Origin of the sequence: Streptomyces sp. NPDC047108, from assembly GCF_040643575.1 — a bacterium.
In the GTDB taxonomy this organism is placed as follows: domain Bacteria; phylum Actinomycetota; class Actinomycetes; order Streptomycetales; family Streptomycetaceae; genus Streptomyces.
Genome location: NZ_JBEYUP010000001.1, coordinates 1,143,134 through 1,156,165 on the forward strand (window position 1 = coordinate 1,143,134; position 13,032 = coordinate 1,156,165).

11 protein-coding genes are annotated in these 13,032 nt (G+C 71.9%); 8 read left to right on the forward strand and 3 right to left on the reverse strand.

The window, feature by feature from the left end:
- Positions 1-333: 333 nt before the first annotated feature.
- The 7 genes from ABZ822_RS05015 to ABZ822_RS05045 all read left to right on the forward strand — a co-directional run bounded on the left by ABZ822_RS05015 (position 334) and on the right by ABZ822_RS05045 (position 9,679).
- Positions 334-2,271, forward strand: coding sequence for an acyl-CoA dehydrogenase family protein (locus ABZ822_RS05015; RefSeq protein ID WP_360846804.1), 1,938 nt, complete (start codon positions 334-336; stop codon positions 2,269-2,271).
- A 141-nt stretch (positions 2,272-2,412) separates the two neighbouring features.
- On the forward strand, positions 2,413-3,663 hold the full coding sequence (gene dxr, locus ABZ822_RS05020; protein WP_360846806.1) for a 1-deoxy-D-xylulose-5-phosphate reductoisomerase: 1,251 nt from the start codon (positions 2,413-2,415) through the stop codon (positions 3,661-3,663).
- Positions 3,660-4,961: a site-2 protease family protein gene (locus ABZ822_RS05025; protein WP_360846808.1), complete on the forward strand. Its 1,302-nt coding sequence runs from the start codon at positions 3,660-3,662 to the stop codon at positions 4,959-4,961. The genes dxr and ABZ822_RS05025 overlap by 4 nt, the downstream gene beginning before the upstream one ends.
- Positions 4,962-5,127: 166 nt before the next feature.
- A complete protein-coding gene (gene ispG, locus ABZ822_RS05030) occupies positions 5,128-6,282 on the forward strand; it encodes a flavodoxin-dependent (E)-4-hydroxy-3-methylbut-2-enyl-diphosphate synthase (protein WP_360846810.1) in 1,155 nt (384 codons plus the stop codon).
- A gap of 188 nt (positions 6,283-6,470) precedes the next feature.
- Positions 6,471-7,316 carry a GNAT family N-acetyltransferase gene (locus tag ABZ822_RS05035; protein ID WP_360846812.1) on the forward strand — a complete coding sequence of 282 codons (846 nt, stop codon included), beginning with the start codon at positions 6,471-6,473 and terminating at the stop codon, positions 7,314-7,316.
- Between the two features lie 48 nt (positions 7,317-7,364).
- Positions 7,365-7,904 (forward strand): GNAT family N-acetyltransferase, encoded by a 540-nt coding sequence (locus tag ABZ822_RS05040; protein ID WP_360846814.1) that lies wholly within the window; start codon positions 7,365-7,367, stop codon positions 7,902-7,904.
- Between the two features lie 77 nt (positions 7,905-7,981).
- Positions 7,982-9,679: a proline--tRNA ligase gene (locus ABZ822_RS05045; RefSeq protein ID WP_360846816.1), complete on the forward strand. Its 1,698-nt coding sequence runs from the start codon at positions 7,982-7,984 to the stop codon at positions 9,677-9,679.
- A gap of 387 nt (positions 9,680-10,066) precedes the next feature.
- Here ABZ822_RS05045 and ABZ822_RS05050 read toward each other — a convergent pair whose 3' ends face one another.
- The 3 genes from ABZ822_RS05050 to ABZ822_RS05060 form a co-directional block, all read right to left on the reverse strand.
- On the reverse strand, positions 10,067-11,005 hold the full coding sequence (locus ABZ822_RS05050; protein WP_360846818.1) for an aminoglycoside phosphotransferase family protein: 939 nt from the start codon (positions 11,003-11,005) through the stop codon (positions 10,067-10,069).
- An 89-nt stretch (positions 11,006-11,094) separates the two neighbouring features.
- Positions 11,095-11,598, reverse strand: a complete 504-nt coding sequence (locus ABZ822_RS05055) for a ferritin-like domain-containing protein (RefSeq protein ID WP_360846820.1) — start codon at positions 11,596-11,598, stop codon at positions 11,095-11,097.
- A 67-nt stretch (positions 11,599-11,665) separates the two neighbouring features.
- Positions 11,666-12,256 (reverse strand): hypothetical protein, encoded by a 591-nt coding sequence (locus ABZ822_RS05060; protein ID WP_360846822.1) that lies wholly within the window; start codon positions 12,254-12,256, stop codon positions 11,666-11,668.
- 246 nt (positions 12,257-12,502) lie between these two features.
- Here ABZ822_RS05060 and rimP point away from each other — a divergent pair, with 246 nt between their 5' ends.
- Positions 12,503-13,030, forward strand: coding sequence for a ribosome maturation factor RimP (rimP, locus tag ABZ822_RS05065; RefSeq protein ID WP_360846824.1), 528 nt, complete (start codon positions 12,503-12,505; stop codon positions 13,028-13,030).
- Positions 13,031-13,032 lie beyond the last annotated feature (2 nt).

The window sequence follows — 13,032 nt, forward strand, 5'->3', positions numbered from 1 at the left end:
CGGCCGGGGACGCGACCGCAAGGCGCGTGCCCGGCCGTCGCGTTTCCGCAAGCCGGGCTGCGCGCCCATCGGCCGTCCGGACGCACCCGCGCGGGACCGCCCGGCCCGCCACGCCCCCCGCACGCGGCGTGCCTCACCGCCGTACTCCCGGAAATCCGCCACACGAAATCACCGAAAGTCAACTACATCCTTACGGTGAGTCGTGCGCGAAGTCTGGTAGAGCGGTCCTGGATCGGGTACATACGGTCGAGTAGCACCGACAGGTAGCGAATGGCTCAGACTGGAAGCAAGTCGACCGGTGCAGCCCCGACTCCGCGGCGAGGTGACCCCGTCATGACCGCCACACCCACCAGGCCAACCGTCTCCGAGCGCGAAGCGCGCCAGGTCGCCGAGGCGGCCCGTGAGCAGGACTGGCGCAAGCCGAGCTTCGCCAAGGAGCTGTTCCTGGGCAGGTTCCGGCTCGACCTGATCCATCCGCACCCCATGCCGGACGCCGAGAGCGTGCGGCGGGGCGAGGAATTCCTCGCCAAGCTGCGCGACTTCTGCGAGACCCGGATCGACAGCGCCCGGATCGAGCGGGAGGCCCGGATCCCGGACGAGGTGATCAACGGCCTCAAGCAGCTCGGCGCGCTGGGCATGAAGATCGACACGAAGTACGGCGGTCTCGGCCTCACGCAGGTCTACTACAACCGCGCCCTGTCCCTGGTCGGCACCGCGAGCCCCGCCCTCGGCGCGCTGCTCTCCGCCCACCAGTCGATCGGTGTGCCGCAGCCGCTGAAGCTGTTCGGGACCCAGGAGCAGAGGGACGTCTTCCTGCCGCGGTGCGCCCGTACGGACATCTCGGCGTTCCTGCTGACCGAGCCGGACGTGGGCTCGGACCCGGCACGGCTGGCGACCACCGCCGTGCCGGACGGGGACGACTACATCCTCGACGGCGTCAAGCTGTGGACCACCAACGGCGTCGTGGCCGACCTGCTCGTCGTCATGGCCCGGGTGCCGAAGTCGGAGGGCCACAAGGGCGGGATCACCGCGTTCGTCGTCGAGGCGGCGTCCGAGGGCATCACCGTCGAGAACCGCAACGCCTTCATGGGCCTGCGCGGCATCGAGAACGGCGTGACCCGCCTCCACCAGGTCCGGGTGCCCGCCGCGAACCGCATCGGCCCCGAGGGCGCCGGTCTCAAGATCGCCCTGACCACGCTCAACACCGGACGCCTGTCGCTGCCCGCCATGTGCGTCGGCGCCGGCAAGTGGTGCCTGAAGATCGCCCGCGAGTGGTCGAGCGTCCGCGAGCAGTGGGGCAAGCCGATCGCCAGCCACGAGTCCATCGGCTCGAAGATCTCCTTCATCGCCTCCACCACCTTCGCGCTGGAAGCCGTGGTCGACCTCTCCAGCCAGATGGCGGACGAGGACCGCAACGACATCCGTATCGAGGCGGCCCTGGCCAAGCTGTACGGCTCCGAGATGGGCTGTCTGATGGCCGACGAGCTGGTGCAGATCCGCGGCGGCCGCGGCTTCGAGACGGCCGAGTCGCTGGCGGCCCGCGGCGAGCGCGCCGTGCCCGCCGAGCAGATGCTCCGCGATCTGCGCATCAACCGGATCTTCGAGGGCTCGACGGAGATCATGCACCTGCTGATCGCCCGCGAGGCGGTCGACGCCCACCTCTCCGTCGCGGGCGACCTGATCGACCCCGACAAGTCCCTCTCGGACAAGGCGAAGGCGGGTGCCAAGGCCGGTGGCTTCTACGCCCGCTGGCTGCCCAAGCTCGTCGCGGGTCCTGGTCAACTCCCGCGCAGCTACAGCGAGTTCCACCGCGCGGGCCACCCCGACCTGTCGGTCCACCTGCGCTACGTCGAGCGCGCCTCGCGCAAGCTCGCCCGGTCCACCTTCTACGCCATGTCCCGCTGGCAGGGCCGGATGGAGACCAAGCAGGGCTTCCTCGGCCGCATCGTCGACATCGGCGCGGAGCTGTTCGCCATGAGCGCGGCCTGCGTCCGCGCCGAGCACCTGCGGGCGACCGGCGACCACGGCAGCGAGGCGTACAAGCTCGCCGACGTCTTCTGCAAGCAGTCCCGCATCCGCGTCGAGGAACTCTTCGGACGGCTGTGGAACAACACCGACGACCTCGACCGCAAGCTCGTCAAGGGCATCCTCGGCGGCCAGTACACCTGGATGGAAGAGGGCATGGTCGACCTCAGCGGCGACGGACCCTGGATCGCCGACGCGACCCCCGGCCCCGCCCAGCGGGAGAACGTCCACCGCCCCATCCGCTGACGCGGACGACCCGGATCCACCCGGCGCGGTGCACCGCAACCACGCGGTGCACCGCGCCGTGCCGTGACTGTGCGGCACGCCACGCCGCCCCTTCGGGGGCGCCCGTCCGGAAGTGGAGGGGACTCCGGCCACAATGGGGGGATGACGGACTCTCTCGCTCATCCGCACGACCGCTTTCCCGCGGCCGGCGCCGCCACCGGCGGGCCACGCGACATCGTGATCCTCGGCTCCACCGGATCGATCGGCACCCAGGCCATCGACGTCGTGCTGCGCCATCCCGACCGCTTCCGGGTCACCGGGCTCTCCGCGGCCGGAGGCAGGGTCGCCCTGCTGGCCGAGCAGGCCCGGCGCTTGCGAGTCCGTACCGTCGCCGTCTCCCGCGAGGACGTCGTACCGGCGCTGCGCGAGGCGCTGGCCGCGCAGTACGGGAGCGAGTCGCTGCCCGAGATCCTGGCCGGCCCGGACGCCGCCACCGACCTGGCCGCGTCCCCGTGCCACTCCGTCCTCAACGGCATCACCGGCTCCATCGGGCTGGCCCCTACGCTCGCCGCGCTGGAGGCCGGGCGGGTGCTGATCCTGGCCAACAAGGAGTCCCTGATCGTCGGCGGCCCGCTGGTGAAGGCGGTCGCCAAGCCCGGTCAGATCGTGCCGGTCGACTCCGAGCACTCCGCGCTCTTCCAGGCGCTCATGGGCGGCGCCCGCTCCGAGGTCCGCAAGCTCGTCGTCACCGCGTCCGGCGGCCCGTTCCGCGGCCGTACGAAGCCCGAGCTGGCGCAGGTCACGCCCGAGCAGGCGCTGGCCCACCCGACCTGGACGATGGGCCCGGTCGTCACGATCAACTCCGCGACTCTGGTCAACAAGGGGCTGGAGGTCATCGAGGCGCACCTGCTCTACGACATTCCCTTCGACCGCATCGAGGTCGTCGTCCACCCGCAGTCCTACGTCCACTCCATGGTGGAATTCATCGACGGGTCGACACTTCTCCAGGCGAGCCCGCCGGACATGCGGATGCCGATCGCCCTCGGCCTGGGCTGGCCCGACCGGGTGCCCGACGCGGCCCCGGGCTGCGATTGGACCACGGCGTCGACCTGGGAGTTCTTCCCGCTGGACACCGACGCCTTCCCCTCGGTCGACCTGGCCCGGCACGTGGGCGAACTGGGGGGCACGGCCCCGGCCGTGTTCAACGCCGCCAACGAGGAGTGCGTTGACGCATTTCTCGAAGGAAGGCTGCCGTTCAATGGAATTGTGGATACCGTCGCCGACGTGGTCGCCGAACACGGGACTCCGCGAGGAACCGGCCTGACCGTCGCGGACGTCCTCGAGGCGGAGACCTGGGCGCGCGCCCGCGCCCGTGACATGGCAGCACAGGCGACACCGGAGGCTCGCGCATGACGGCATTGATGACGGTACTCGGCATAGTCGTCTTCGCCGTCGGTCTGCTCTTCTCCATCGCGTGGCACGAACTGGGGCATCTCTCCACGGCCAAGATGTTCGGCATCCGTGTGCCGCAGTACATGGTCGGCTTCGGGCCCACCATCTGGTCCCGCCGCAAGGGCGAGACCGAGTACGGCGTCAAGGCGATCCCGCTCGGCGGCTACATCCGCATGATCGGGATGTTCCCGCCCGGTGACGACGGCAAGGTGAAGTCCCGCTCCACCTCGCCCTGGCGCGGCATGATCGAGGACGCCCGCTCGGCGGCGTTCGAGGAGCTGAAGCCGGGCGACGAGAAGCGGCTCTTCTACACGCGCAAGCCGTGGAAGCGCGTCATCGTCATGTTCGCCGGGCCCTTCATGAACCTGATCCTGGCCGTGGTGGTCTTCCTCGGCGTGCTGATGGGCTTCGGCATCAACAGCCAGACCACCACCGTCAGCACGGTCTCGGTCTGTGTGATCTCGCAGAGCGAGAACCGCGACACCTGCGCCAAGGGCGACCCCGCGTCCCCCGCGAAGGCCGCGGGGCTGAAGCCCGGCGACAAGATCGTCGCGTTCAACGGCACATCGACCGACGACTGGGGCACGCTCCAGGACCGCATCCGCGACACCATCGGCCCGGCCACGATCACGGTCGAGCGGGACGGGGCGACCAAGACCCTGCACGCGAACCTGGTCGAGAACCAGGTCGCCAAGAACGACGGCAACGGCCGCCCGGTCCCGGGCGAGTACGTGAAGGCGGGCTTCCTGGGCTTCAGCCCCGCCACCGGCGTCGTCCAGCAGTCCTTCGGCCAGTCCGTGGACCGCATGGGCGGCATGATCACCTCGGGTGTCCAGTCACTGGTGGACCTGCCCTCGAAGGTCCCGGCCCTGTGGGACGCGGCCTTCGGCGACGGACCGCGGGAACCGGACTCTCCGATGGGCGTCGTCGGCGCGGCACGCGTCGGCGGAGAGGTCTTCAACCTCGACATCCCGCCGGAGCAGCGCGTCGCGACCATGCTCTTCCTGGTCGCGGGCTTCAACCTGTCGCTGTTCCTGTTCAACATGCTGCCGCTGCTGCCGCTGGACGGCGGGCACATCGCCGGTGCCCTGTGGGAGTCGGTGCGGCGTCACGCCGCGCGTCTGCTGCGGCGGCCCGACCCCGGCCCGTTCGACGTGGCCCAGCTGATGCCGGTCGCCTACGTGGTCGCCGGGATCTTCATCTGCTTCACCTTGCTGGTGCTGGTGGCCGACCTGGTCAACCCCGTCAGAATTTCCTAGCGGGGTACGGATTCCGACAGCCGGGCGAATTTTGTGCCCGGCTGTCGGCATTTGTACGTGTTCGGCGACGGGATGTGCTGCGGCCCGGACAGGTGCCGTAATCTCGTGGAACGGAGCCCGCCGATCTCGGGACCTCGATCCGACACCTTCTGGGGTTGCAAGCAAGATGACTGCGATTTCGCTCGGAATGCCGTCCGTTCCGGCCAAGCTCGCCGACCGGCGGGTCAGCCGCAAGATCCAGGTCGGAACGGTCGCCGTGGGCGGAGACGCCCCGGTGTCCGTGCAGTCGATGACGACCACGGTCACGGCGGACATCGGAGCGACCCTGCAGCAGATCGCCGAGCTGACGGCCTCGGGCTGCCAGATCGTCCGCGTCGCCTGCCCCTCGCAGGACGACGCCGAGGCCCTGCCCGTCATCGCGAAGAAGTCCCAGATCCCGGTGATCGCGGACATCCACTTCCAGCCCAAGTACGTCTTCGCCGCCATCGACGCCGGATGCGCCGCGGTCCGCGTGAACCCGGGGAACATCCGCCAGTTCGACGACAAGGTGAAGGAGATCGCCAAGGCGGCCTCCGACGCCGGCGTCCCGATCCGGATCGGCGTCAACGCCGGCTCCCTCGACAAGCGGCTGCTCCAGAAGTACGGCAAGGCCACCCCCGAGGCGCTGGTGGAGTCGGCGCTGTGGGAGTGCTCGCTGTTCGAGGAGCACGGCTTCCGGGACATCAAGATCTCCGTGAAGCACAACGACCCGGTGGTGATGGTCAACGCCTACCGCCAGCTCGCGGCCCAGTGCGACTACCCGCTCCACCTCGGCGTGACCGAGGCGGGCCCCGCCTTCCAGGGCACCATCAAGTCGGCCGTGGCCTTCGGCGCCCTGCTGTCCGAGGGCATCGGCGACACGATCCGGGTGTCCCTCTCCGCGCCCCCGGCCGAGGAGGTCAAGGTCGGCATCCAGATCCTGGAGTCGCTGAACCTCCGTCAGCGCCGCCTGGAGATCGTCTCGTGCCCTTCCTGCGGCCGCGCCCAGGTGGACGTCTACAAGCTGGCGGACGAGGTGACCGCGGGACTGGACGGCATGGAGGTGCCGCTGCGCGTCGCCGTCATGGGCTGCGTCGTCAACGGCCCCGGTGAGGCACGGGAGGCGGACCTCGGCGTCGCCTCGGGCAACGGCAAGGGCCAGATCTTCGTGAAGGGCGAGGTCATCAAGACCGTGCCCGAGTCCAAGATCGTGGAGACCCTGATCGACGAGGCCATGAAGATCGCCGAGCAGATGGAGAAGGACGGCGTCATGTCCGGCGAACCGCAGGTGTCGGTGAGCTGATCCCGCGGACCGGACTTCCGGTGCGTACGGGGCCCGCGCGTCCCGTACGCACCACCGCAAGCCCCGCTCGTGAGCAGGCCCCAAGGGCCCTTGCCAGGAGCGGGGCTTGTCGCTGCAGGGCGGCGCTCACCAGCGGCGGCGGGTACAGTGCGGAAACCAGCAGACCGCACGGTGAGGCATTCCGACAGGTGTTGACCACGACCACGACGAGGGTTCTCGAACCCGGAGACCTCGGCGCCGCTCTCGCGGTTCTCGACCGTGACCCCGTCGCCAACGCCTTCGTGGCCGCCCGGGTCCAGGTCGCCGGTCTCGACCCCTGGCGCCTCGGCGGCGAGATGTGGGGCTGGTACGCCGACGGCCGGCTGGAGTCCCTCTGCTACGCGGGAGCCAACCTGGTGCCGATCTGCGCGGGCCCCGAGGCCGTGCGCGGCTTCGCCGACCGGGCCCGCCGCGCCGGCCGCCGCTGCTCCTCGATCGTCGGCCCGTCCGAGCCCGTGGCCCGGCTCTGGTCGCTGCTGGAGCCGAGCTGGGGCCCCGCCCGCGAGGTCCGCGGCCACCAGCCGCTGATGGTCACCACCACTGTGCCCGAGGACGTGCGCCCGGACCCGCTCGTGCGGCGCATCCGCAAGGACGAGATAGACCTGGTGATGCCGGCCTGCGTGGCGATGTTCACCGAGGAGGTCGGCGTCTCGCCGCTCGCGGGGGACGGCGGGCTGCTCTACCAGGCCCGGGTCGCCGAGCTCGTCGGCACGGGCCGTTCGTTCGCCCGCATCGAGAACGGCCGCGTGATCTTCAAGGCGGAGATCGGCGCCGCGACCCCGAAGGCGTGTCAGATCCAGGGCGTCTGGGTCGACCCCGAATTCCGCGGCCGCGGCCTCTCCGAGACCGGAATGTCGGCCATTCTCCACCACGCCCTGCACGAGATCGCCCCCGTGGCCAGCCTCTACGTCAACGACTACAACACCGCTGCTCGCGCGGCGTACCGGCGCGTCGGCTTCCAGGAGACCGGCGCGTTCATGAGCGTGCTGTTCTGAGCCGGTCGGCCGCCCCCGGGCCCTTCTGCCACCGGTAGGGTCGCGACCATGAATGACGTCGTGGTCGGGCCGCTCGACCTTGCCGCACGGGTGGACGAGGCCCTCGCGGTCCAGGCGCTCGCGTTCGGGCTCACCCACGACGAGATCGGCGTCCGCCGCCACATCGTGCTGCGCCATCTGACCAGTCCCGGAGCCCGCGCGCTCGGCGCCACCGCCGCCGACGGACGCCTCGTCGGCTTCGTCTACGGCATGCCCAACGACCGCGGCCACTGGTGGTCGACCGTCGTAGAGCCCTACCTCCGCTACGTCGGCCAGGACCACTGGCTCGACGACTCGTTCGTCATCACCGAGCTGCACGTCCACCCCGCCTTCCAGAAGCGGGGCATCGGCCGTGCGCTGATCACCACGATCACGGACGGCGCCGACGAGCCGCGCAGCATCCTGTCCGCGATCGACACCGAGCGCAGCCCCGCCCGCACGCTCTACAGCGCCCTGGGCTACGAGGACCTGGCCCGCCGCGTCGTCTTCCCCAGCGCCCCGAGCCCGTACGCGGTGATGGGGGCGTTCCTGCCGCTCCGCAGGGGCTGACGGCGCCGGGCACTCCCCGGGTTGGATAGCCTCCAGGGCACGCACTTCGCACCGCAGTAGACGCAGGAGACAACCTCATGGTCCAGCGCATGTCCCGGATGATGCTCAAGACGCTGCGGGACGACCCGGCCGATGCCGAGACCACCAGCCACAAGCTGCTGGTCCGCGCCGGGTACGTCCGCCGCTCTGCCGCGGGGATCTGGACCTGGCTGCCGCTGGGCAAGCGGGTCCTGGAGAACGTGTCCCGCGTGGTCCGCGAGGAGATGGACGCCGCCGGGGCCCAGGAGGTCCTGCTGCCCGCGCTGCTGCCCAAGGAGCCGTACGAGGTGAGCGGCCGCTGGGAGGAGTACGGCGACCTGCTGTTCCGCCTGAAGGACCGCAAGGGCGGCGACTATCTGCTCGGGCCCACCCACGAGGAGATCTTCACCCAGGTCGTCAAGGACCAGTGCTCCTCGTACAAGGACCTGCCGGTCGTCCTCTACCAGATCCAGACCAAGTACCGGGACGAGGCACGGCCCCGCTCCGGCGTGCTGCGCGGCCGGGAGTTCCTGATGAAGGACTCCTACTCCTTCGACACCGACGACGAGGGCCTGGCCGCCTCCTACGCCCTGCACCGCGAGGCGTACACGAAGATCTTCCAGCGGCTCGGCCTGGACTACCGCATCGTCTCCGCCGTCTCCGGTGCCATGGGCGGTTCGGCTTCCGAGGAGTTCCTCGCCCCCGCCGCCGCGGGCGAGGACACGTTCGTGGACTGCCCGGCCTGCGACTACGCGGCCAACACCGAGGCGGTGACCGCGCCGGCGCCCGAGGTCGAGCGGGTCGAGCACGGGGACGTCGAGGAGCTGGACACCCCGGACACTCCGACCATCGAGACCCTGGCCGAGCACCTGGGCGTGGAGCGCTCCGCGACGCTGAAGAACCTGCTGGTCAAGGTCGACGGCAAGATCACGGCCGTGGGGGTGCCCGGCGACCGCGAGGTAGATCTCGACAAGCTCGGCGAGCACCTGGCACCCGCGGTCGTGGAGCTGGTGACGGCCGAGGACTTCGAGGGCCGCCCCGACCTCGTCCGCGGCTACGTCGGCCCGCAGGGCCTGGCCGGGTCCGCCTTCCGCTACATCGCCGACCCCCGCGTCGCCCCCGGCACCGCGTGGATCACCGGCGCCAACACGGAGGGCAAGCACGCGAAGAACGTGGTCTGCGGACGGGACTTCGAGGTCGACGACTACCTGGACGTGGTCGTCGTCGAGCCGGGCGACCCCTGCCCCCGCTGCGGCACCGGCCTGGAGATCGGCCGCGCCATCGAGATCGGCCACATCTTCCAGCTCGGCCGGAAGTACGCGGACGCCTTCGAGCTCGATGTGCTGGGCCGCGAGGGCAAGCCGGTCCGGGTGACCATGGGTTCGTACGGCATCGGCGTCTCCCGTGCCGTGGCCGCGCTCGCCGAGCAGACCGCCGACGAGCAAGGCCTGTGCTGGCCGCGCGAGATCGCGCCCGCCGACGTCCACGTGGTCGCCGCCGGCAAGGCGCAGCAGACCGAACTCGCCCTGGAGGTGGCCGAGAAGCTGCACTCGGCGGGCGTCCGGGTGCTCGTGGACGACCGCGCGGGCGTCTCGCCCGGCGTGAAGTTCACCGACGCCGAGCTGATCGGTGTGCCGACGATCCTGGTCGTCGGCCGGCGTGCGGGCGAGGGCGTCGTCGAGCTGAAGGACCGGCGTACGGGCGAGCGCGAGGAACTGCCGGTGGACGACGCCCTGGCGCGGGTCGCCAAGGGTTAGCACGCACCACCGGGACGGCCCGGCCGGCGCGGTCCGCCATGGAGCGGGAGGCACGCCGGCCGGGCCGTCGCCGTCCGCACGCCGGGAGTTCCTGCCGGCCCCTCGCCACCGCGGACCCGTACGCCCGGATCGTCCCCGAGTCCCGTCACCGCGAGTGGCGGGAAATCGCTCCTCAGAACCGGGGGATCCCAAGACCCAGCGTGGTAGCGGCACTTGGGCCAACGCGGCCACCGGAGCGGGACTCTTTCCGGAACGGGAGGAGGGGGCCGCCCGCCGCCGACGTGATGCCGCCGCGCGTTTCGCCAGGTCGGCACGGCCCGCGTGGCGCCCGCGGCCCCGCCGCTCAACTCCCCGGCGCCGTCCCGCCGTTCGGGCCCGCGGTGGCCGTCAGAGCCAGCCGGCGAACTCCAGCAGCAGTTCGCCGTCCTGAGGGCGGCCCACCGACAGGGCCCGCACCCCGGACTCGACCGCCCGGAAGACCGTCCAGCCGCGCAGCCGATCGCGGTCCACGTCCAGGGAGTCCGCCAGCTTCGCGACCCTGCGGCGTGCCGCCGCCGCGCCCCCGGGCGAGGCCACCAGATCCTCCAGCCGGTCACGGACGAGCCGCGCCAGGTCGTAGGCGCGCTCGCCGACCAGCGGCTGCGGCCCCACCGCCACCCACGGCACCCGCTCCGCCGACAGCACCTTCCCCTGCCGGAAGCGCCCGTGCAGCAGCACGGACTCCGGGGGAGCGGCCGTCAGCCCCTCCCGTACGGCCAGAGCCTCCTCGACCATCGGACCGGCGCTCTCCGCGGCCGGCGCGGTGACGGCCGTACGCAGCGCCTGCGCCGCCTCCGCCGTGCGGTCGGCGACCGACGCGAACGGATGGTTCCCGCCCGGCTCCACCCACAGCTTCCGTACGGTCCCGGCCGCCTCGAGCTGCGCCTTGCCCTCCGGCAGCGAACTCAGGCCCACCTCCCCGTGCAGCCGCTCCAGCAGCAGCGCGCCGGAGTCCGGGTCGGCGTCCAGCAGCCGTACGGCGCCCCAGCCGTCCCAGAGCGCCAGCGCGGCGTGCTCGCACCGCGAACGGGCGCCCGGGACAAGGAGCTTGAGCACCGCGGAGGTGCCGTCGGGGCGGCGTACGAGCGCGATGAGACCGCTGCGCCCGCCGGGTGTCAGCACCCGCTCGAAGTCCAGATCCCAGCGGTCCAGGGCCTCGCCCAGCGCGTCCGGCAGAGCTTCCAGCCACTCCCTCCCGGCGTCCCCGTACTCCTCGGCCAGCGCGCGCACCAGGCGCTGCGGTGGCTCAAAAGGAGTGCCGGCGCCGGGCCGTGCCGCTGAAGCCATGCCTGAGCTGTCCCTTTCCCTCGCTGCGCACGAGCCCGTCCGGGCCCGCGACCCGCGGCTCGTACCACCCGCGCGGGTCCGCCCGACGGTCAGAGCGTGTCCGCCGTGGGGCCCGCCGGCTCGGACGAGCTGTTCGCGGCCTGCCGTTCGGCAAGCCCAGGGAAGGCTACGCTCCCGCCGCGCCAGCGCACCGCCCGCACTGCCGCCTCGCGCAGCGCGGCCGCGGCCTCGCGGCGCAGCGATCCATCCGTGGCGCGGACCAGATCGCCGTACACCCCGGCCACCCGGTCCTCCAGCTCGGCGGCCAGCCGGAGCGCGGCGGGCCCGTCCGGGACCGGGAACGGCAGGGCGTAGGCCGCGGCCGACGCCTCGGGCTTCCCGCCCAGGTCGCGCACGGTGCGGCCGAGGGCGTCGCGGCGGGCCCGGTGCGCGTCGTACGCCTCGCGGGCCTCGGACCGCCGCTTCTCTCCTATACGGCCCCCGACCACGCCGTATCCGTACACCGCTGCATGCTCCGCCCCGAGCGCCGCCTGCGCCGCGGCGAGGGCGGCGTCCTGCGACGGCGGGCGGGTGCGAGGGGCCTGGGTGGTCATCGCGTCTCTCCTGAACCGTCTCCTGAGGAAGGTGCGGGGGCGGGCGCGCGGTGCGCGCGGGGCACCCTCAGGCGCCCTTCGTGAGCAGGTACGCGTGGCCGGCGCCCGCGGCGGCGACGGAGGCGAGCAGGCGGGCCAGTTCGGGCGGCGCGTCCATCAGGGCCTTGGCCCGGGCGTCGGCGGTCGTGCGCTCGGCCTCCGCCAGCGCGGCCAGCGCCTTGTCCTCGTCGTCCGGGATCTCGGGGGCCCGCGAGGCGCGGTCGCCCGAGGCGGACGCCGAGGGCGAGGCACTGCCGGACCGCGGGGTGACGAGCGCGTCCGCGTGGCGCGAGACCTCGGCGCGCAGCGGGGCGAGCCGGGACGCGAGGGGCGGGTGTGCCTTGAGCGTGGCGTCGTACCGGGCCAGCAGCGCCTTCGACTCGGCGGCGCTGCGGTCGCGGAGCTTCAGCGCCCGGGAGGTCCGCTCGGCCCGCTCGGCCGCGGAGCCCGAGTCCGAGCAGCCGGAGAGGACGGTTGTCGCCGCGGTGGCGCCGAGCGCACCGGTCAGCAGGCTCCTCCTGCGCGGCCCGCCACGGGGGGCCGCGGGGACCTGATCCGGCCAGGAACCGGACCCTGAGTCCGGCCCGGACGAAGGCCGCGACGGGGTGGAGAGCGGCACGGTTCACATCCTGTCGGGGAGTGAGGGGCGCATGCGGCCGGTGGTCGGGAAGGAGCCGCCGGAACGGGTGTCCGGGACGGCGGCTGGAGCGAGCCTACCTGCGGGTACCGCGAAGATCACCGACCGGCTCGTCGGTACCGTGGCACGCCCGTGGAAGGCGGACAGCACCACCGCCCGCGACCGGATACCCTTTGAGCTGACACGCGCCCTTCCCACAACAGCACACGCGGCCGAGGAGTCACCCGGATGAGCACCACCCAGAGCGAGAGGCTGCGCGGACTGCTCGAACCGCTGGTCGCCGCACGAGACCTGGATCTGGAAGAGATCGAGGTGACACCGGCGGGGAAGCGACGTGTGCTGCGGATCGTGGTGGACGCCGACGACGGCGTGTCCCTGGACGCCTGCGCCGAGCTGAGCCGGGCCGCATCCCAGGAGCTTGACGACTCCGACGCCATGGGCGGAAACCCGTACGTCCTGGAGGTCACCTCCCCCGGCGCCGACCGCCCGCTCAGCGAACCGCGCCACTACCGCCGTGCCACCGGCCGCCTCATCAAGGCCGGCCTGACCGACGGCGGCGAACTGGTCGCCCGGATCACCGCCGTCGACGAGACGGGTCTCGACCTGGAGGTCCCGGGCGTCAAGGGCCGCAAGCCCACGCACCGCCGACTCGCCTTCGACGACATCGCCAAGGCCCGGGTGGAGATCGAGTTCAACCGCAAGGCCGCCGAGAAGAGTGCCGCGGCCGCTGACGACGAGAGCCAGGAGGAGGCGTAGCC